This is a genomic window from Methylobacterium sp. Leaf111, from assembly GCF_001423285.1.
Lineage (GTDB): Bacteria > Pseudomonadota > Alphaproteobacteria > Rhizobiales > Beijerinckiaceae > Methylobacterium.
Genome location: NZ_LMNE01000045.1, coordinates 266,124 through 287,023, shown reverse-complemented (window position 1 = coordinate 287,023; position 20,900 = coordinate 266,124). Strand labels below are relative to the sequence as shown.

Here is a 20,900-nt window from a genome sequence, read left to right as displayed (position 1 = left end):
AGGGGAACAGGGTACGGATCGGCCGACGGCCCGCGCGGTCTCGGGCAAGCCCGGCGCGATACGCTTATACCACCGCTGCCGGGATCTCGCCCCGCGCCTGCGTCAGGTTCCGGCCCCCTGCGGCGCCGTCTCGGTGGCGCCCCGCGCGTCGCGCGGCTGGCGCGCCACCCGGAACCAGAGGGCGTAGAGGGCGGGCAGGAACAGGAGGGTCAGCAGGGTGCCGACCCCGACGCCGCCGATGAGGACGTAGGCCAGCGCCCCCCAGAACACCGAGTGGGTGAGCGGGATGAAGGCCAGCATCGCCGCCGCCGCCGTGAGGATGACGGGACGGGCGCGCCGCACCGTGGATTCCACGATCGCGTCGTAATCCCCCAGGCCCGCCGCCTGGTCGTGGTGGATCTGGTCCACCAAAATCAGGGTGTTGCGCATCAGGATTCCCGACAGGGCGATCAGCCCGAGGATCGCGTTGAAGCCGAAGGGCTGGTGGAAGAGCAGCAGGGTCGGTGCTGCGCCCACCAGGCCCAGCGGGGCGGTGGCGAAGACCATGAACATGGTGGCGAACGAGCGGACCTGGATCATGATGACGGTGAGCGTCACGATCAGCATGATCGGGAACACCGCCACCAGGGACATCATCGCCTTCTCGCTCTCCTCCACGGCACCCGCGGTATCGATGCGGTAGCCCGGCGGGAGATTGGCCTTGATCGGCGCCAGGAGGGGAAAGACCTGGGCGTGGATGTCCGGCGGCTGCTTGCCGTCGAGCACGTCGCCCTGGACGCGGATGTAGGTCTCGCGGTTGTAGCGCTTGAGCACCGCGTCCTCGGTCCGGCTCTCCAGGCGCGCCACCTGCGAGACCGGCACCTGACGACCGTCCTTGGTCGTCAGCGTCAGGTCTCCGATCTCACCCAGGGAGCGCCGCTCGGGGCCGGGGCTGCGCAGGACGACGTCGACGGAACGCAGGTTCTCGCGCACCTGGGTGGCGGGCGTGCCGTTGAGGTAGCTCTGCAGCTGCTGGCCGGCCTCCTTCGGGGTCAGGCCGATGAGGCGCAGACGTTCCTGGTCGAAGGCGAGGCGCAGGCTCGGGGTCTTGTCGCCCCAGTCGAGATGGACGAGGCGCATGTTGGCATTGGCCGCCATGACCTCCCGAACCTCGGCGGCGATGCCGCGGATAACGTCGAGGTCGGGCCCCACCACCCGGAAGGCGACGGGAAAGCGGATGGGTGGGCCGAACACGATCTGGAGCACCCGCACGCGGGCTTCCGGAAAGCGGCCGTCCTCCACGAGTCGGCGCAGCTTGCCCCTGAGGACGTCGCGCGCCTGCGCGTCGGCCGTCTGAACCACGATCTGCGCGAAGGCCGGATCGGGCAGCTCGGGATCGAAGGAGAGCACGAAGCGCGGCATACCCTGGCCAATGTAGCTCGTCATCGCGCCAGCTTCCGGCAGATCGCGCACCGCGGCCTCGATCCGTTTGACGCTGGCCTCGGTGGTGGCGAAGGCCGAGCCCGCCGGCAGCGTGACCTCGACGATGAGCTCGGGGCGTTCGGAATTCGGGAAGAACTGCTGTTCGACCTTGCCCATCGCCGCCACGGCGAGGGCGAACAGCCCCACGGTGATGCCGGCGGCGAGCCATTTGTGGTCGACCGACATCCGCACGACGCGGCGCAGGCGCGCGTAGGTCTTCGTGGCGTAGATCGCCTCGTGTCCCCCCACGACGCGCTGGATGTTCGGCAGGAGCTTCACGCCGAGATAGGGCGTGAAGGTCACGGCCACGATCCAGGAGAGGATCAGCGAGAAGGCCACCACCCAGAAGATGTTGCCGGCGTACTCACCTGCCGTGGAAGCGGCGAAGCCCACGGGCAGGAAGCCCGCGATGGTCACCAGAGTGCCGGTGAGCATCGGCGCGGCCGTGGCGCTCCAGGCATGGGTCGCCGCCGCGATGCGGTCGGCGCCCTCCTCCATGCGCACCACCATCATCTCGATGGCGATGATGGCGTCGTCGACGAGGAGGCCGAGCGAGATGATGAGGGCGCCCAGCGTGATGCGGTCGAAATCGCGGCCCGTGACCATCATCACGACGAACACCGCCGAGAGGGTGAGCGGCACGGCCAGCGCGACCACGATGCCGACCCGGAAGCCGAGTGCCACCAGGGAGACGAGGATCACCACGCCGAGGGCAGTGAAGAACTTGACCATGAACTCGTGGATGGCGTCGTCGATGACCTTGGCCTGATCGGTGCTCTTGGTGAAGGCGATGCCCACCGGCGTCTCGTGGTGGATCGCCACCTCCTCGGCGTTGAGCGCCGCGCCGAGCGTGAGCCCGTTGAAGCCGGGCTTCATCACGAGGCCGAGCATCAGGGCCGGGTCGCCGTCGTTGCGGATCGCGAAGGTCCGGGGATCCTCGTAGCCGCGCCTGACCTCGGCGATGTCGCCGAGCTTGAGGCTGCGGTCGCCGGCGGCCACGGGAAGATTCCGGATGGCGTCGAGGCCGTCGATGGCCCCGTCGAGACGCAGGTACACCCGCGGTCCCGCCGCCTCGACAAAGCCGGCCGGGGTGACGTCGTTCTGGTTAGCCAGCGCGGCCAGCAGCTGCTGGCCGGTGATGCCGAGGGTGGCGAGGCGCTGGTAGGAGATCTCCACGAAGATCTTCTGGGCCTGCTCACCCAGGATGTTGATCTTCTCCACGCCCGGCACCCGCAGCAGGCGCTGGCGCAGGTCCTCGGCGCGCAGCACGAGTTGGCGGTGTGGCAGACCCTTGGCCTGTACGGCGTAGAGGGCGAAGTAGATGTCCGAGAACTCGTCGTTGAAGAGCGGCCCCAGCACTCCACGCGGCAGGCTGGAGGCCTGGTCGGAGAGCTTCTTCCGGGCCTGGTAGAACTCCGACTGGAGCTTGGCCGGAGGCATCGCATCCTTGAAGATGACCTTCGTCACCATCAGGCCGGGGCGCACCGTGGTCTCCGCCCGGTCGTAGTAGACGAGCTCCTGCAGGCGCTTCTCGAGGGGGTCGGCGACCTGGCGCTGCATCTCTTCCGCCGTGGCGCCGGGCCAGGCGGCCGAGACCGTCATGACCTTGACGGTGAAGGCCGGGTCCTCCGCCCGCCCGAGCTTCTGGAAGGCGAAGAAGCCCGCCCCCGTCAGCGCGATCAGCAGGAACAGGGTGACGGCCCGCTCGCGGACGGCGAGCGCGGAGAGGTTGAGGCCGCTCATCGCACCACCCCGGTCCTGCTGGCGGGCGTCGGGCGCACCCGCTGGTCGGCCGTGAGGAGATGGGCACCGAGCGCCACGATCCGGTCGCCGGGGTTCAGACCGTCGACGATCTCGGCGCGCTCCTCGCCCAGGCGAGCGACCTGCACGATCTGCGGACGCACGGTCTCGGTGGCGGCATCGTAGCGCCAGACCGCTATGCCGTGCCCCTGGTCGAACAGGGCCGCGAGGGGCACCTCGACGCGCGGTACGCGGGCCGCCGCGGCATCAATGAGCTGAAGGGTGACGGTGGCGCCCAGTGGGGCGGCCTCGCCCCCGCCCGAGAGGATATAGCGCGCCCGGTAGGTCCGCGTCGCCGGATCGGCGGTGGCGGAGAGTTCGCGCAGGCGCGCCGGGTACGTCGCCGCGCCCTCGGCGTAGAGGGTGGCGGAGGCCTCTCCCTCGGCAGCGCGCCGGCTGCCCTCGGGCAGGAACACCTCCGCCTCGCGCGCCCCGTCGCGGGCGAGCTTGACCACGGTCTGGCCGGCCGCGACCACCTGGCCGGGCTCAGAGGGCACCTCCATGACGACGCCGTCGGCATCGGCCTGGAGTTCGGCATAGCCCGCCTGGTTCTGGGTCTGACTGGCCTGGGCCTCGGCAAGGGCGAGCTGGGCGATGGCGGCGTCGGCCGCGCCCTTGTTCTGGTCGTAGGTCTGCCGGGAGGTCCAGCCGTCGGCCACCAGCCTGCGGCTGCGCTCCTCGTCCGCCTTGGCCTTGATCATTTGGGCCCGGGCCGCCTCGGCAGAGGCGCGGGCGGCGTCGAGGGCGAGGGTGAAGTCGGTGCGGTCGAGGCGCATCAGGGGCTGCCCGCGACGCACCCGTTCGCCCGGGTCGACGAGGCGCTCGAAGATCTTGCCGCCGACCCGGAAGCCCAGGTTGCTCTCGGTCCGGGCCCGGATCACCCCGGTGTAGCGCGCGACCGCGCCGGGACCGCGGACGACCTCGGCCACCTGAACGAGGGGCGGTTCCGGGCTCACCGCCGTCTCCGCCGGCGAGCAGGCGCCGAGGGCGAGGGACGCGAGACCGGGTGCGAACCACTTCTGCATGACGCATCCTCCGCAGCCGGACCATCCGCCGCTCTAAGATTATGCTTATAATCTATTTTAGCGGATGGAACAGGTCAACGCTGCCGTGGCGCCCCCGCGTGCCGGGGGACACCCAGGGAGGTCGACACCGGTAGAAGTGGGCACCGGACGAGAACCTTGGGGCGACCGGATCGGCCGACGTGCCGCCCGTACCCCTAGCGCCTGGTTGCCGGCTCCGAACCGGACCGCACGACCAGCGAGGCCAGCAGCACCGCCATGAAGAAGAGGAAGTACTGGTTCACCGACAATTCCTCGAACATCATCGAGGGCACAAGGAACAGGGCCGTGTAGGCGACGAAGGGACCGGCGGCGGCGGGTGCGCGGGCGATGCGCACGAGGGCGGCGAGGAGGAGCAGCGCCGTCGCGATGCCGCTCTGGAGCGCCAGGGAGATGAAGCCGTTATGCGGCGTCACCAGCCCGGTGAGGGCGCGGAGTTCTTCGCGCCGCATGGTCTCGCCGACACCGAACGGGTATTCCGCCACGAGTTGCAGGGCGGTGAAGCCGGAAATGAAGCGCTCGTCGGCATTGCCCGAGACGTTGCCGTCGCCCGCAAAGCGCGTCTCGATGGACTGCGCCAACTTCTGGGGCAGGGGGATCTCGCCGGTCATCGAGAAGCCGACGAGCAGGATCCCGAGCACCCCGAGGACGGGCAGCACCACCTGCAGCCGGATGCTCCGGCGCATCAGCACCAGCAGGATCAGCACCGGCATGAACAGCCCGGAGCGGTTGTTGGTCAGGGGAAAGCTCGCCAGCAGAGCCGCGAAATAGGCAAGGTAGATCAGGTTCAAGCGGTAGCGCAGGCTCAGCAGCAGGGCCGCCGCCCCGCCGAGGGCGAAGACGTGGCCGGTCTCGTTGCCGGAAGCCCAGAGGCCGCCCTGCTTGTCCTCGACGAAGAGCTTGAGTTCCTCGTCCAGGCCATCGGTCGGGACGCCGAGGCCGAAGCGGTCCAGCGGCAAACCGGAGGACGAGAGCAGCAGGACGACCAGCGAGCCGCCAAGGCCCGCGAGAAGGCCCCAGCAGAAGGCGTTCTCCAGGCTCCGGTCGCGGAACATCACGAGCAGGATCATCGCCAGGACGAAGTAGAGCAGCAGGACGAGGGTCAGGTAGACGTCGCCGGCCTGGATCTCGGCCTTCAGCACCAGCGAGAGGGCGATCAGGATTCCGACGGCCCCCATCGGGACAGCCTGGCGCAGCCCCTCGGCGATCACGGCGCGGCGCAGGCCGAACCAGGGGATCAGCAGGAAGGGCAGGAGGTCCGACAGGCGCTGGAAGGGAAGCCCGAAGCTCGAGGTCAGGACGTTGAGCTGCAGGGCGACCCCGAGCAGGAACACGGCCGCACGGTCGGCCATGATCGGCACCGCCCGCGTCCGCCGCATCCCGGCCGCCATCGGCCCCGCTGGTCCCGTCATCGCTCCGGACCCTCCGAAAAGACGCCGTGTGCCCGGCCCGGGCATGCCTCCGCCCGCGCGTGCACTCTGGCGCGCAAAGGTTTGCGAAGCGTGCAGGTGCCGGGAGGCGGGTGGCTCAGCCGCCGCGGCGGACGAAGAACCCGAGCGCCGCGCGGACGGTGGGACGCAGGAAGACAAGGGCGAGGGCGCCATAGGCCATCATGCCCAGGGTCACGCAGGCGACGAGGCCGAGGCGGTCGCCGAGGGCCGCGTTGATAGCCTCCTGCACCAGCAAGACCAGGGCCGCCATGGCGCCGGCGCAGGCCGTGGCGGGCAGCAGCACCCCGACGAGGCCCCCGTTGCTCACCGACACGAAACGCCCGGCCTGCGCGACGATCAGGGGCGAGAACAGGTAGGCCCGGACCACGTGGCCGATGACGAGGGCCGACAGGCCGAACGGTCCGGTGAGGATCGCCGTCACGGCCCCGATCCCGAACTGGGCGCCGGCGAGCTTCAGGGCGGTGCCGCTGCGGCCCAGCGCCGTGAAGATCATCCACAGCATGGAGGTCACGACGAATTCCGGCGCGAGCAGCGCCAGGATGCGCAGGACCGGGGCCGCGTCGTGCCACTGTTCGCCGAACAGGAACGGGATCACCGTCGGGGCCACCGCCGCCATACCGAAGAAGGCCGGCAGCGCCAGGAAGGCGGAGGTCCGGGTGAAGTCGTGGAAGGCGGCGGCGAGGTCGGCCGGGCGGTCCTGCAGGCGGGCATAGGTGGTCAGCGCGACCGCCGAGAACGGGATCACCGCGACCTGGCTCACGAGGTCGATGCAGCGCCAGGCGAGGCGCAGGTGGCCGACATCGGCGGTGGACAGGAAATAGGCGGCGATCACCTCCTGGCTGCGGATCGAGAAGACCAGCAGCAGGTTCGTGGAGAAGACCCGGGAGCCGAAGGCGATCTGGCGCCGGGCCGCCGCGAGATCCAGGCGCCGGGCCGGGACCCAGGGCATCGCCGCCCAGGTCAGGAGCGTGGTCGCGCCGGTGGCGACGAGGCGCTGGACCACGAGGCTCCAGACCCCGTAATCCGCGAGCGCCAGGGCCAGAGCGGCGGCGCCCCCGAGGAGGTTCGCGCCGAGCGCCCGGAGGGCAAGCTTGCGGAAGCCGAAGCTGCGCTGGAGCCGCGCCTCGTGGATCGCGCCCAGGGCCGAGATCACGAAGCAGGCGGAGAGCGCGCAGAGGGCGGGCCGCAGCTCGGGCAGGTCGAGCAGCCAGGCGATCGGCCAGGACAGGGCGACGAGGGCCGCAGCGTAGACGACGCTGGAGGCCAGGGTGACCCAGAAGGCGGTAGCGGCGAAGGCCTCCTCGAGATCGGCCCGCTGGACCACCGCGTCGGGCAGGCCGCCGCGGGCGACGATCTGCAGGATGTCGATGAACACGGCGGCGACGGCGACGAGCCCGAACTGGGCGGGCTCGATCAGCCGGGCCAGGACCAGGAACACCCCGAAGCTGAGGACGACGTTGCCGACGGAGGCCAGCGCCACCCAGCGGGCCGCCGCGAAGGAGCGGCCGGAGACGTCCGGCTCGTCGGTGACCCCGAGGGCGGCCGGGGCGGTGGCGGCCTGCCCCGGAAGCAGTGCGGTGGCGCTCACGCGCGATCGGCCCGGCGCTCGTCCACAAGCTCGGCGTAGAGATCGAGATACTTCTCCGCCACGCGCTCGGAGGTCGATTCCCGGATGACGTGCTGGAAGCTGCGCTCGTCCGGCAGACCGACGCGGCCGCGGGCGATCACGGCCCGGATTCGGTCGGCGAGCTCGGCGTCGTTGCCCGGCGTGAACAGCCATTCGGCGTTGTCCTCGCCGATCAGCTCGGGGATGCCGCCCGAGGCCGCGCCGATCACCGGCACGCCCATGACGTAGGCCTCGTAGATCGTCCGCGGCGAGGGCTCGGCCCAGAACGAGGGCACGATGAGCACGTCGATCTCGCCGAGGAAGTCGGCGGGCTTGGCCCAGCCCACGAACTCGATCGGCAGCCCCTCGGCCTGCGCCGTGAAGCGGTCGATCGAGTCGTCCATCGCCTGGCCGGCCACGAGGCAGCGCCAGTCGCCGGGGCCCACCGCGCGAAATGCGTCGACGAGGGTGCCGACGCCCTTCTCGACGTTGATGCGGCCGAGATAGCCGAAGGTCATCGGCCGACCGGTGCGGTCGATCCGCCGCCGCGCCTCTGGGTCGCCGTCCGGCACCGTGCAGGAATAGTAGATGACCCGGCGGCGCTCCGGCGCGAGGTGGCGGAACAGGCCGTGCGTCACGTGGGTCTTCAGGATTTCGGTCCCGACGCTGACCACGGCGCCCACCGCCCGGTTGGTGATCTGCTTGGTGGCGTTCACCACCTTGCAGCCGAAGTGCCAGTGCGTACAGGGCTTACCGTGCCGGAACATCGCGGCATTGCCGCAGATCAGGTCGTACTCGCAGACCGTGTGGACGATCGGAATGCCGCGCTTGGCCGCCTCCCGCCAGACCAGGGTGGAGACGTCGAGAAGCGAGTGGGTGTTGACGATGTCGGGCCGGAAATCATCGAGGACGCGGCCGAACTCCGCGGCGATGGCGAAGTTCCACTGCTGCTTCAGCTTGGCCCAGGTGCGGCCGACCCGCGTCGCCTTCGGCCAGTCCTCCAGCCAGAAATCGTTGTTGTGGGCCATGCGGTAGACGGTGACGCCGTTGCGCACGGTCTTGGGCTCGGCCTCACGGGCGATGCAGGCCGCCGCCACCGTGTGGCCGGCCGTCACCAGCTCCTCGGCGAGATGCTCCACCGACCGCTCGGCGCCGCCGACGATGTAGGGCGGGTAGAGCGCGCTGAGATGCAGGATGCGCAGCGGCCCGGTGGCGGCGATCCGTGCGGCACTCTCCGCGCCGCGCACCGCGAGCGCCGGGGCGGCGGACGGGGCCAGCTGGGCGCGGGCGAGGCCCAGGGCCGTCATCGCGGCGGTGGCCATCTCGGAAGCGGTCATCATGGAAGCGGTCATGGGCGACACTCGTCGAGACGCGGGGGCTCGGAGAAGGCCACCGGCGGGAGAGGATGGGGGGAGGTCGCGACGCCAGCGCGAATGGCGGCGTAGAGCTCGAGATAGGCGCCGGCGACGACGTCGGGGTCGGTGCCCGAGCGAACGGCTTCGGCGCGGGACAGGCCCTCGGGAAGGCGCTCCGGCGCCGCCACGACCCGCGCCATCGCGGTGGCCAGGGCGGACGCATCGCCGGGAGGGACGAGCCAGGGGCCGGCGCCGACCTGCTCGCCGATCCCGCCCACGGCGGTTCCGATCACCGGCACGGCGCGACCATAGGCTTCCGCCACCGTCCGGCCGAACGCCTCCGGCCAGACCGGCGGGACGACGAGACAGTCGATGGTGTCGAGGAAGGCATCCTTCTCGGCATACCCGACAAACGTTACCGGCAACCCCTCGGCCAGGGCGCGGTATCGCGCGAGCCCATCCGCAGCCCGGCCGGCGACGACGAGGCGCCACCCCTCGGGCGGCAGGTGGCGGCAGGCCGCCAGCAACACGTCGGTACCCTTCGAGGCCTCGATGCGGCCGAGGGAGCCGAAGACGACCGGATCGCCGGGCCTGCGCGGCGGACGACCGGAGGGGCCACCGGGGGCGATCGGGTTCCAGATCACTCGGCGAAGCGAGTCGGGAATCTCCGCGAAGAACCCGGCCGCCAGATGCCGGTCCAGGATGTCGGTGCCGACCGCCGCGACGGCGGAGACCGCGCGCTGGCAGCGGCGGTGCGGCTCGGCGTAGAGCCGACACTTCAAGTGCTGGCCGGCGCAGGCGCGTCCGTGCTTCGCCATCGCACCGTTGGTGCACAGGCTGGTGAAGTCGTGAAGCGTGTGGACAACCGGAATATCGAGGCGCCGGAGCATCGGCCAGACGGCCGGGGTGATCTCCGAGATCGAGTGGGTGTTGACGACATCGGGGGCGAAGGCGCGGACCGCCGCCTCCATCCGGATCACCGTCTTCCGGTTCCACTGCGTGGCGAGCTTGTAGCGGAGGCGGTCGAGGCGTCCGTGCTGCGGCCAGTCGAGGCTGTGGAAGGGCGTGCCATGGCCGGTCCGGTAGACGGTGACCCCGTCCTGGAGGGTCGGCGCCTCCACCCGGCGCGAGGCGCAGGCCACCGCCACGGCATGGCCGAGGCCGGCCTGGGTCCGGGCCAGGGTCTCCACCATCAGTTCGGCGCCGCCGACCTGCTCGGGGGCGTAGAGGGAGCTAAGGTGCAGGATGCGCATCCGAGGCCTCCTCGGCGGGCATTGGGCGGGCGGCGTCCCGCAAGGCCTCGAGCAGCACGCCCTCGTAGCGCCGGGCGGTCTCGGCCCAGTCGTAGCGGCGGGCATTGGCGTGGCCGCGCGCAACCAGGTCGGCGCGCAGGCCGGGCTCGTGCAGGAGGCGGCGCAGGGCCGCGGCGAGCGCAGCGGGATCGGCGGGATCGAAGGTGAGCGCACCATTCCCGGCGATCTCGGGCGTCGCCGAGCGGTCCGAGCACAGCACCGGGCAGCCCAGGGTCTGCGCCTCCAGCACCGGCAGGCAGAATCCTTCGGCAAAGGAGGGTACGCACAGGCACAGGGCGTCCCGGTAGAGAGCGGCGAGGCGATCCTCGCCGATGCGCGACAGGCGCGTCAGCCGCACCGGCGCCCCCGCCAGGGCCGCCGCGATGGTCTCCTGCGCATCCTCGCCGACATGGACGATGGCGAGGTCGGGCTCGGTGGGGGAGAGCGCCGCGGCCGCCCGCGCCAGGGTGGCGAAGTTCTTGTTGTGGGTGGCATTGCCCACCGCCAGGATGTAGGCGCCCCGACCGGCCTCGGGCGCGACACGCGTCGCCGACGCATGGAGCATGGCCGCCGAGGGCACGGTCCGGACGCGCGCGCGCAGGCCGGGGTAGAACCGGCCGAGGCTGTCCCGGGTGGTCTCTGAGACCGCGATCACCCGAGCGCTGTTGCCGAGGACCAGCCGGAAGATCAGGTCCGTCGTCAGCGACTCGCGCCAACCGGTGCAGTCCGGGATGGTGCGGAAGTAGAGGTCGTGCACGACGCTGACGCGGGCCCTGCCGCCGAAGGCCGCACCGTAGGGATCGGCATTCAGGACCACGTCGATGCCTTCCGCCCGGCACAGGGCCGGAACGGCGACGGCCTGGCGCAGGACGTCGAGGATCATCAGGCGCGGCCGCGCCACGGTGACGACCGTGACCCGGTCGCGGATCGTCTCGGGCAGTTGCGCCCGGGTCCAGGGCGAGCGCAGGACGACAGCCACGTTGCCCCGGTCGAGCAATCCGGCGATCACCCGGAAGGCGACCAGCGCCACACCGGACGGTCGGCCGCCATGCTGGCTCGGCATGTTGACGAGGACGCGGGTCATCGTGGCTCGCTCCGGGAGTGGGGATTGCCCGCCCGCGTCACGCGCGGGCGGCGGCCTGACGGATCAGGACGGCGAGGTCGTCCTGCATCCGGGCGGCACCGTAGCGGGCGAGGGCCCGCTCACGGGCCAGGCGGGTGCGCTCGGCGAAGGCCTCCGGGTGCGTCAGGATCTCTGCAAGGGCGGCGGCGATGCGATCGGGCCGACGGGGTGGCACGAGGGTGCCCACGGCACCGCCGTCGAGGATCTCGCTGGAAGCGCCGGCATCGGTGGCGACCACTGGCACGCCGGCCAGCATCGCCTCGACGAGGGTCCGGCCGAACGGCTCGGGGTCCACGGAGGGATGAACCACCGCATCGACGGCCTGCATCAGGCGAGGCACGTCGCTGCGCTGGCCCAGGAACAGGACCCGGTCGGCGACGCCGCGGGCCGCCGCGAGGTCGCGCAGGCCCGCCGCGTAGCCATCCTCGCCGAACAGGGCCGAGCCCACCACCAGACAGCGCAGGCCCGGCATCTCAGCCAGCGCCTCGATCACGACGTCCTGCCCTTTCCAGGGTGCGAGACGGCTGAACACGCCGACGAGGGGCCCGGCGGGCAGGCCGAGCTCCGTGCGCAGTTCGGCCAGGGGGCGCGGGTCGAGGATCAGGTCGAGGCCATTCGGCACCACCGTCACACGGTCCCGGCGTCCGCCCGCCTGCACGAACGCCTCAGCCGCGGCCCGCGAGGGGACGATGACGCACGCCGCGCAGGCATTGGCGAGCCGGGCCTGCACGATCCGCTGCGCCGGGCCGAAATGGGCGCCGTCGAGGATGTCGTGCAGGTGCCAGACCAGAGGGCGGCCGACGAGACGGGCCGGCAGGGCCGCGAGCAGGAAGGCCTTCTGCGAATTGGCATAGACCACGTCGCAGCCGCGCGCGGCCCGGGCGAGGTCCCGCGCCAAACGGGCGAGGCGGCCGAGCACCGGAAGGGCGCGCCAGGGGGAGACGTCCCGGCGCAGGCCGGAGAGGTCGGCGCCCGGCGCTGCGAGCCGGATCGTCAGGCCGGCCTCCCGCAGGGCGTCGGCGAGGGGGCCGCCCTCGAACAGGAAGGCCTGGGAGCCGGGCCAGGCCCGCACGACGTCCCGCAGGACGAGCTCGGCGCCGGACATGGTGCCCGTGTGGCTGACGAACAGCACCCGGGGCTGGGCCGCCCGCGCCCCCACCGGACGCGCGGTGCGCGCCCGCTCGGAACCGTTCGCGGTCGAGAGCGTCCCGGCCATCAGGCGGCTCCCGTACGATGCGGCAAGGACAGGGGCATGGCCTCGTAGGCCGGCTGGCCGCCGGGCTTGACCATCGTCATGGCGATGCCGAGGACGGCGCCGCCGGCCTGACGCAGGCTCGTCACGGTCTCGATCGTATCGGACAGCTGCGAGCGGCCCGCACGGGTGCAGCAGAGCACGCCGTCCACGTGGCGGGCGAGCATGCAGGCATCCATCAGTAGGCTGGTCGGCGGACTGTCGAGGAGCACCAGGTCGTAGCGCCGGCTCCAACGCAGGAGGTTCGCCATGCGGTGGTTCATCAGAAGCTCGGTCGAGTCCGGCGTCGGAACGCCGGCCGGGATGACGTCGAATCCGTCCTTGGCGATGACGGCCGCCGCCGCGTCGATCTCGCCGCGCAGGATGCCGGCGAGGCCGGGACTGCGGCCCAGACCGAGGGAGGCCTCGAAGTTGGGCCGGCGCAGGTCGCACTCGATCACCAGGACACGGCGACCGCTCGCGGCACTGAGGCCGGCAATGGCGAAGGTCGTGAAGGACTTGCCCTCGCGCGGCTTGCCCGAGGTCACCAGCACCGTGCGCGAGCCGTCGCCGCCCGCCAGGAACAGGTGGGCGTGGAGGGTCCGCAGGACGTTCCGCATGCCGGGATCCGCCTGCGCCCGCTGCAGGGCCTCGGCCAGCGGCAGTTCGCGGCGCCGGTCGGAAAGGCGGCCCATCAGGCCGCCGGCAGCCAGGCAGGGCAGCTGGGCGAAGACCGGGGCGCCGGTGCCGGCCACCAGCTGGGCGGGCGTGCGGACCCGGCGGTCGGCGAGATCGCGCAGGAGGGCGGCGCCGGCGGCGAGCACGGCCGCCAGTACGACGGCCCCGGCCAGGAACGGGACGGGCTTGGGCGAGAACGCCTCCTGGGGCACTTCGGCGAGGCTGACCAAGCGAGTGCTGCCGGTGAGGATGCGGCGCTCAGTCTCCAGCTCGCTCGCCCGCTTCACGAGGTCGGCATAGCGGGCGCGCTTGATCTCCGCGTTGCGGACCATGCCCTCGATCGAGGCCTCGTCGTCCATGGCAGCGGCCGCCTCGGACTTGGCGGCGTCCATCTGGGCGCGGAGGGAGCGGGCCAGGCTGTTCGAGGCCTCGTAGGTCTTGCGCAGGCCGTCGGCGACGTTGGCGAGTTCCCGGTCGATCCGGGCGCGCAGGCTGGCCTGCTCGGTCTGCAGGGCGCGAACGGTCGGGTGGTTCGGGCCGAGCAGAGTGCTCTGGTTGGCGAGCTGCGCACTGACGCCGCTGATCTGCTGCTTGAGGTCGCCTACGGCGCGGCTGGCGAGGACCGCCGGGGCGCTGTCGGAGCCGCGCCGACGGTCGGCCTCGATCTCCTTGAGGCGTGCGGCGGCATCCGCCTTGGCGGCCTCGGCGGCCGCGAGCTGCTGGCTGATCCCGGTGAGGCGCTCGGCGCTGATCGGACCGGTCGCACCCTTCACGAGGCCTTTGCGGCGGCGGAAGGCCTGGATGCGCGCCTCGTCGTCGCGGATCGAGGCGTCGAGCTGCTTGATCTCGGTGAACAGCCAGTCGGTGGCCGCCTTGCGGCTCGAGGCCTGCGCGTTGCGCTGGTCTTCCAGAAAGGCGTTGATGAGCGCGTTGGTCATCGTCTGCGCCACCTCGGGCAGCGGCGACTTGTAGCCGATGGCGATGACGCGGGAGCGGCCGGCGCTGCCGACCATGTAGCGCTTCTGCAGATACTCCACGAGCGCGTCGCGGTCCGCGCCGAGCTTGGCGCAGACGGCATCCTTCTTCTCCGTGATCCGGTCGGGATGCCCACGGGTGACGGTCTCACGGCATTCGGACATCACCGCCTCGGCGAGGCCGCTCTCGGCGGCGAGACGCATGAGGCGGGGCGAGCGGATCACCAGGATCTGGCTCTCCAGATCGGCCGGATCGCCGAGCTTCTGAATCCAGGCCATCGAGGCGTTGCTGGCGCCCGGCTCCGGCTCGGCCACGATGACGGACCCGGTCGCCACGTACTGGGCGGGCGTGCGCAACAGGATGGCCACCGCGAGCCCGAGGACGGCGACGAAGACGGTCGCGAACAGGACGCGGCGGCGCCAGATCTTGAGGAGGGGCGCCATGAGCGCGCCGCCGCGCTCGCGGTCCTGCTCGGGTACGCGCCCGGCGGCCGGCGCGCGGTCGGGCATGTCGAGGGTGAGGAGGGACATACGCGCCGCTCCTCAGGACACGGCTTCGAAGCGGGGAACGGCCTCGAGCCGGGAGAGGGTGCGCAGGCGTGGCTCGCAGGCGGCGCGATGCATCGTGAGCTGTTCGTCGACGAAGCGCGAGAAGCGGATGCGGAACAGATCGGAGGAGAACGGCTCCGCCTGGTTCCGGCAGGCCTCGCGGGTGAAGCTGTCCTCCTGGCGGATGAAGTCGCAGACGCAGGACGCGATGGCATCGGGCTCGGGCGTGTCGAAGAACAGGCCCGTGCGGTTCGGCCCACGGACCTGCACGGTCTCGCGAGCGCCGCCGCGCCCGAGGGCGAGGACGGGCGTGCCCTCCGATTGGGCCTCCACCACAATGATCCCGAAATCCTCCTCCGCCGCGAAGACGAAGGCGCGGGCCGTGGCCATGAGACGGCGCAGCTCCTCGTCGGATACGAACCCCGCGAAGGTGACGTTCGGGGTCGCGATCGCCCTCAGCCGCTCGGCCTCCGGACCGGTGCCGGCGACCACGAGGTCGAGGCCGGGCAGCTGCGCGAAGGCACGCACCACGGCTTCGACGTTCTTGTAGGGCACGAGGCGGCTCGCCACCAGGAAGTGGTTCCCGCGCGGTCCGTCGTAGCGCTGGCTGGACAGGGTGACGGGCGGAGGGATCACCTCGGCGCCGCGGCCGTAGACCTTGTGGATCCGCCGCGCCACGAAACCGGAATTGGCGATGATCGCGTTCGGCCCGGGGGCGGTGCGGTAGTCCCACAGGCGCATCCGGTGGAGGATGAGCCGAGCGAGCAGGCCCTTGAGGCCGCTCGCGCAGCCGCTCTCCCGCAGATAGGTGTGCTGCAGATCCCAGGCGTAGCGCATGGGGGAGTGGACGTAGGACACGTGAAGCTGGTCCGGTCCGGTGAGTACGCCCTTGGCCACGGCGTAACTGCTCGAGATGACGAGGTCGTAGCTCGACAGGTCGAACTGCTCGATGGCGAGCGGCATCAGCGGCAGGTAGTGCCGGTGCCGCGTGCGCGCGAGGGGAAGGCGCTGGATGAAGCTCGTGCGCGCCTGCGTGTAGCCGAGATAGGCCCGCGCGGACTCGGGCAGGAAGTCGAACAGGGTATAGATATGGGCCTGCGGATAGATCTTCAGCAGCTGGCGCAGCACCTGCTCGGCGCCTCCGACCACGTATAACCAGTCGTGAACGATCGCGATACGCATCCGAACCATCCTCGCCGGCCTGCCGGACACCGAGAGAACCTCCGCAGACGGACGGCATGACACCGACCCCTGAGAGCATTCTCTCTTCGAACTAAACTACTATGATAAACCCACGTGCTAAAGTCATCTTACGCACGATCAGTACTTAGAGATAACAGTCTGCGGACGCTTTTATCGAAAATCAGCCTGCCCGTATTAGGTTTTTAGGAAGGTTCAAGACAGACGGTGGTTTCGCATCGCGGCGTCCGTTCGTTCAGGAAGGAACCGCGCCGGGCAGCGGTCCAGGGCCCGGGCTCCGGTCGCACAACCGCCGCAGGGCGGCCCCGATGGGCCTTTCCACGCAGCGGAACAGCCATTCCCCGAGGAGCACGGAAGCGCTGAAGGCCAGGACGAAGACCAGGACGACGCGCAGGGGACCGGGAACCACCAGAACGGCCGCCACCTTGGCGCCGGCATGCAACATCAGATTGTGGATCAGGTAGAACGCGTAGCTGGCGTTCCCCTGGGAGAACAGCCACCTCGAGCGCAGGACGATGCCGCCCCGCTCCAGCAGAAGCAGCGCGCCGACGGCGAGCGCCGCGGCGCTCCCCCAGACGAGAGGGCGCAGGAACCCCGTCATCTCCAAATCGGCGCCGAGGGCGCCCGCCACCGCCTGCCCACCGAGGATGAGGGCGCCCGCGACCGCGAGCGCGCCGACGGCCGCCCGCCGGACCGGGAAGCCGGGCGAGGGCGCCCCGCAGCGGAGATAGGCGTAGCCCAGAGCCGCACCGGTCACGAATTCGAGCACGATCGGCTTCGTATAATAGGCCCAGTAGAGGCCCGGTACCGGCGCCAGGCCGAGCAGGACCAGCGCACCGAAGGCGGCGGCCAGGCCGATCAACCGCGCGCGCAAGTCCGACACGAGCAGCAAGGCGGCGAAGCCGGCATAGAAGAACATCTCGTAGTTGAGCGTCCAGCCCACCGAATTGAGGGGCTCGACGTAGCCGCCCCGCGAGAACGGCAGGAACAGCAGTGACTGCACCACGTAATCCGGCCGCAGCTCGACGATGCCGATGGGTTTCAGTCCGGCAAGCGCGATCAGCGCCAGCCCGAGGGTGACGAGCCAGTAGAGGGGTACCACGCGAATCGCCCGACGGAGCAGGAACGAACCGGGGGTCTCGCTTCGCCCGGCCGTGCTCACGAACATGATGAAGCCGGACAGGACGAAGAACACGTCCACGCCCGCCGCTCCGAACGCCATCGCGTCGGGCCTCGGCAGGATGGGTCCCGCGTACAGTCCGAAATGCGTCAGGAAGACCGAATAGGCCGCCAGGGCGCGCAGGATCTGCAGGTTGTAGATCATCTCTCGCCGAAGGATCGTGTGCGTCCGCTGAACGGGAGCGGACCCGGTCAACGCCTGATCGTCAAACCTGAGCGCGCGCCGGCCCGCAAAGTCACGTCATTCCAGGCATTATCCTGAATCGTTCCGCCTTTTGTCAATTATTGCGAGACTTTGTTTACCACGCTATCAGGTGTTGTCCCTGACGCTGCGAATACCGGTGAATTTTCGAGCCGGAGGACCTTGGGGAAAGCGCCTGTAAAGTCGCCTTCCTCTAGAATTGACACGAAGATCGATCAGAAGACCGGCGCGTTGGGTGAGCATCGGAGCGTCGGCCGTCGACAAACCCGATCGCGCACAACAGAGCCCGGTATTTACCATCGTGGCCCTTGTTGTTTGACAATTCAAATTGCCAGCCAATACATGTGCTATTGCTTAGAAAGGAGCCGTACCTTGGTCACCTCCCAGGACATCCGCGAGATCCTCGCGACCAATGAGGTGCTCGCGCCGGTCGCCGAACAGATCGGCGACGACGACAGCCTGTTTGATCGAGGCCTCGACTCGTTCGGTTCGGTCCAGCTGATGCTGGCCCTCGAGGAGCGGTTCGGCATCGAGTTCCCGGACGAGTTCCTGACCCGCAAGTCCTTCGCGTCGATCGCTGCGATCCGCGAGACTGTGGCCACCGTCCTCCATCCGCAGGCCGCATGAGCACCCTGGCCCAGCGCGCGCAGCGGGCAGCGACGATCGCGGCGCTCCATGCCGACGCCGTCGACCGAGACGGCCGCTTCCCCCTGGAAGCGGTCACGGCCCTCAAGGCGGAGCGCCTGTTGGGCCTGCAGATCCCGAGACAGTTTGGTGGCGAAGGGGCCGGGCTGAGAGAGATCGCGGACCTGTGCTGCATGCTTGGGCAAGCGTGCAGCAGTGCCGCGATGGTGTTCGCGATGCACCACATCAAGGTCGCGAGCCTCGTGGCCCACGGCCTGGACAGCGCGTGGCATTGTCACCTGATGGAGCAGATCGCCCAGGAGCAGCTCCTCGTAGCCTCCTCGACCACGGAGGCCGGGATCGGCGGCGACCTGCGCACCAGCTTCTGCGCCGTCGAGACCACCGGCGGCGTCTTCGCCCTCGGCAAAGACGCCTCCGTGATCTCCTACGGGACGCAGGCCGACCTGATCCTCGCCACTGCCCGGCGCCACCCGGAGGCCGCGGGCTCCGACCAAGTGCTGGTGGCCCTGTTCGCCGACCAGGTCTCCCTGGAGCGCAAGAGCGTGTGGGACACTCTCGGCATGCGTGGCACCTGCAGCGACGGCTTCCGCCTGGAGGCCCGGGACATTCCCGTCGAGCAGATCCTGCCCAAGCCCTTCGCGGAGATCGCAGCCCAGTCGATGCTGGCCTCCTCGCACCTCCTGTGGAGCAGCGTCTGGTTCGGCATCGCCAATTCCGCTGTAGACCGCGCCCGCACCTTCGTGCAGGCCGAGGCCCGGCGCCAGCCGGGGCAGGTGCCGCCGACGGCCCTGCGCCTCGCGGAAGTCTCGAACGCCCTCCAGGCGATGCGGGCCGCCATCGTGTCGGCGCTCCGCCGCTACGAGGACGCGCAGGGAGACGTCGACACCATCGGGTCGATCGGCTTCTCCGTCATGCTGAACAACTTGAAGACGACCGCCTCCGAGATGGCCGTCGACATTGTGCAGCGCGCCCTCTCGATCGTCGGCCTCGCCGGCTACAAGAACGGCACGCCCTTCAGCCTCGGCCGGCCACTGCGCGACGTCCTGTCGGCGCCGCTGATGATCGGAAACGACCGCATCCTCGCCAACACCGCCAAGCTTCTGCTCGTGCAGAAGGGCGGCGGCCAGCTCATGAGCGCGTGATGGACTCGACCTTCTCTCCCCGGGCAGATTCCCGCGCCGCCGAAATCTTCGACGAGGCCCCGGATGGCGTCCCGAGCTTCCTCGACCGCCTGTTCGACCAGGGCCTCCTGGTGCGCACCGGCGTCGACGGCCTCTACGGCCGCAGCGGCGCTTTCGAGAGCGTCGTCGATGCCCTCGAGCGCCTGATCAGCCGCCTCGGCGCGGCGGACGGGGCGGAGGTGATGCGCTTTCCCCCCGGCATGAGCCGGCCAGCCTTCGAGCGCAGCGGCTACCTCAAGGGTTTCCCGAACCTCGCCGGGACCATTCACAGCTTCTGCGGCAACGAGGCGGAGCATGCCGAGCTTCTCGCCTGCGTCGAAGAGCGGAGCGACTGGACCGGTCACCAGCAGGCGACGGACATCGTGCTCACCCCCGCGGCCTGCTACCCCCTCTACCCGGCCGCCGCAGCGCGCGGCCGCCTGCCCGAAGAGGGCGGCCTGTTCGACCTGCAATCGTACTGCTTCCGGCGCGAGCCTAGCCTGGAGCCGACCCGGATGCAGCTCTTCCGGATGCGTGAATACGTGCGCATCGGCAGCCCGGAGCAGGTGCTGGCCTTCCGTGAATCCTGGCTCGCCCGCGGCACCGAGATGATCCGCAGCCTCCTGCTGCCGCTGGCGATCGACGTCGCCAACGACCCGTTCTTCGGCCGGGCCGGGCGGATGCTCGCCAACAACCAGCGCCAGCAGAACCTGAAGTTCGAGCTGAACGTGCCGGTGAACAGCGTCGAGAAGCCGACCGCCTGCCTCAGCTTCAACTACCATCAGGACCATTTCGGAACGACTTGGAACCTGTGCCAAGCCGACGGCAGCGTCGCGCACACTGCCTGCGTCGGCTTCGGCCTGGAACGGATCACCCTGGCGCTCCTGCGCCATCACGGCCTGGACCTTGCCGCCTGGCCGGATGCCGTGCGCATCACTCTGTGGGGCTGATCCGGTGACCGCCGCACGCCTCCGACCGGCGCAGGGGCTCGCCCCCGAGACGCCCTACGCGCCGCACCTGCTCCATGCGGCCGACCGCAACTGGCCGGAAACGAACTGCTACGTCGATCTCTGGATCGAACTCCTGCACGGGCGCGGCCTCGTGCCGGAGGCGATGCTGGGCTTCACCCTGCGGCAGGATTTCGAGGGCGACCAGTTCACGTTCTTCAAGCCGCCGGCGGCCGATCTCGAGCGGCTCTACGGGATCGAGGTGCTGGAGCTCGCGGTCTACGACACCCTCGAAGCGCAGGCCCTGATCCAGGTCCAACAGGGCCGCCCGGTGCTGGTGGAGGTGGACGCGATCCACCTGCCCGATACTTCCGGCACCACCTACGGCCGGGAGCACGGCAAGACCACGATCGGTATCCTGGCCCTCGACCCCGAAACCCGGGAGCTCGACTACCTTCACAATGCCGGTCGCTTCCGGCTCTCCGGCGACAATTACCACGGCATCTTCGGACCTGCCGTGCTGCCGCCCTACGCGGAGTTCGTGAAGGCGGTCGCGTCCCCCATGAGCCCGGCCGACCTGCCGGGCGCCGCCCTCGACCTGCTACGGCGCCACCGTACGCGGGCGCCGGCGCACAATCCGGTTTTGGCGTTCCGCGACGCCCTCGCGCGGACGGCGCCTGCCCTGGTCCAGCGCCCCCTCGGGGTCTTTCACGCCTACGCCTTCAACACCACGCGCCAGCTCGGAGCGAATTTCGAGATGCTCGCGAGCCATCTCGCCTGGCTCGAAGCGGCAGCTGCGGGGCCTTTCGCTCCAGCCTGGGACGCGGCCGCGCGCCTCGCCGTCGAGGCCAAGGCCTTCCAGTTCCAGCTTGCACGGGCCTTCCACCGCCGCAGTGCCGACGGTCTCGCGCCGCGTCTCGACCGGCTCGCGGCCACCTACGCGGACGTGTTCGCAGCCCTCGACCGCGCGCTCGATCGATAGGGGC

The 20,900-nt window shown here is 70.3% G+C and carries 15 protein-coding genes; 4 read left to right on the top strand and 11 right to left on the bottom strand.

Features of this window, described 5'->3' with window-relative positions; genetic code table 11:
• Window positions 1–102 precede the first annotated feature (102 nt).
• The 11 genes from ASF41_RS18120 to ASF41_RS18070 form a co-directional block, all read right to left on the bottom strand.
• Window positions 103–3,204, bottom strand: a complete 3,102-nt coding sequence (locus ASF41_RS18120) for an efflux RND transporter permease subunit (protein WP_056495617.1) — start codon at window positions 3,202–3,204, stop codon at window positions 103–105.
• Window positions 3,201–4,286 (bottom strand): efflux RND transporter periplasmic adaptor subunit, encoded by a 1,086-nt coding sequence (locus ASF41_RS18115; RefSeq protein ID WP_056495614.1) that lies wholly within the window; start codon window positions 4,284–4,286, stop codon window positions 3,201–3,203. Before ASF41_RS18115 ends, ASF41_RS18120 begins: the two co-directional genes overlap by 4 nt.
• A gap of 194 nt (window positions 4,287–4,480) precedes the next feature.
• Window positions 4,481–5,734, bottom strand: coding sequence for an O-antigen ligase family protein (locus tag ASF41_RS18110; protein WP_056495612.1), 1,254 nt, complete (start codon window positions 5,732–5,734; stop codon window positions 4,481–4,483).
• A 115-nt stretch (window positions 5,735–5,849) separates the two neighbouring features.
• Window positions 5,850–7,361 carry a lipopolysaccharide biosynthesis protein gene (locus ASF41_RS18105; protein WP_056495600.1) on the bottom strand — a complete coding sequence of 504 codons (1,512 nt, stop codon included), beginning with the start codon at window positions 7,359–7,361 and terminating at the stop codon, window positions 5,850–5,852.
• A complete protein-coding gene (locus tag ASF41_RS18100; protein WP_244479700.1) occupies window positions 7,358–8,731 on the bottom strand; it encodes a glycosyltransferase family 4 protein in 1,374 nt (457 codons plus the stop codon). The genes ASF41_RS18105 and ASF41_RS18100 overlap by 4 nt, the downstream gene beginning before the upstream one ends.
• Window positions 8,728–9,987, bottom strand: coding sequence for a glycosyltransferase family 4 protein (locus ASF41_RS18095; RefSeq protein WP_056495597.1), 1,260 nt, complete (start codon window positions 9,985–9,987; stop codon window positions 8,728–8,730). The genes ASF41_RS18100 and ASF41_RS18095 overlap by 4 nt, the downstream gene beginning before the upstream one ends.
• Window positions 9,968–11,110, bottom strand: coding sequence for a glycosyltransferase family 1 protein (locus ASF41_RS18090; protein ID WP_056495593.1), 1,143 nt, complete (start codon window positions 11,108–11,110; stop codon window positions 9,968–9,970). Before ASF41_RS18090 ends, ASF41_RS18095 begins: the two co-directional genes overlap by 20 nt.
• 37 nt (window positions 11,111–11,147) lie before the next feature.
• Window positions 11,148–12,365, bottom strand: coding sequence for a glycosyltransferase (locus ASF41_RS18085; RefSeq protein WP_082504664.1), 1,218 nt, complete (start codon window positions 12,363–12,365; stop codon window positions 11,148–11,150).
• A complete protein-coding gene (locus ASF41_RS18080; protein ID WP_056495590.1) occupies window positions 12,365–14,563 on the bottom strand; it encodes a polysaccharide biosynthesis tyrosine autokinase in 2,199 nt (732 codons plus the stop codon). The genes ASF41_RS18085 and ASF41_RS18080 overlap by 1 nt, the downstream gene beginning before the upstream one ends.
• Window positions 14,564–14,575: 12 nt before the next feature.
• Window positions 14,576–15,763: a glycosyltransferase gene (locus ASF41_RS18075; RefSeq protein WP_056221601.1), complete on the bottom strand. Its 1,188-nt coding sequence runs from the start codon at window positions 15,761–15,763 to the stop codon at window positions 14,576–14,578.
• Window positions 15,764–16,016: 253 nt separating this feature from the next.
• Entirely contained in the window at window positions 16,017–17,105 is a 1,089-nt protein-coding gene (locus tag ASF41_RS18070; protein WP_056495587.1) for an acyltransferase, read from the bottom strand.
• A gap of 429 nt (window positions 17,106–17,534) precedes the next feature.
• On the opposite strand from ASF41_RS18070, the gene ASF41_RS18065 reads away from it, so the two are divergent.
• Genes ASF41_RS18065 through ASF41_RS18050 form a run of 4 tightly spaced genes read left to right on the top strand, consistent with a single transcriptional unit; the run spans window position 17,535 to window position 20,896 of the window.
• Window positions 17,535–17,789, top strand: coding sequence for an acyl carrier protein (locus ASF41_RS18065; RefSeq protein WP_244472596.1), 255 nt, complete (start codon window positions 17,535–17,537; stop codon window positions 17,787–17,789).
• Window positions 17,786–18,949, top strand: a complete 1,164-nt coding sequence (locus ASF41_RS18060) for an acyl-CoA dehydrogenase family protein (RefSeq protein ID WP_056495586.1) — start codon at window positions 17,786–17,788, stop codon at window positions 18,947–18,949. Before ASF41_RS18065 ends, ASF41_RS18060 begins: the two co-directional genes overlap by 4 nt.
• Window positions 18,949–19,917 carry an amino acid--[acyl-carrier-protein] ligase gene (locus ASF41_RS18055; protein WP_082504663.1) on the top strand — a complete coding sequence of 323 codons (969 nt, stop codon included), beginning with the start codon at window positions 18,949–18,951 and terminating at the stop codon, window positions 19,915–19,917. Before ASF41_RS18060 ends, ASF41_RS18055 begins: the two co-directional genes overlap by 1 nt.
• Window positions 19,918–19,921: 4 nt before the next feature.
• Window positions 19,922–20,896, top strand: coding sequence for a DUF1839 family protein (locus tag ASF41_RS18050; protein WP_056495583.1), 975 nt, complete (start codon window positions 19,922–19,924; stop codon window positions 20,894–20,896).
• The last annotated feature ends 4 nt before the right edge of the window (window positions 20,897–20,900 follow it).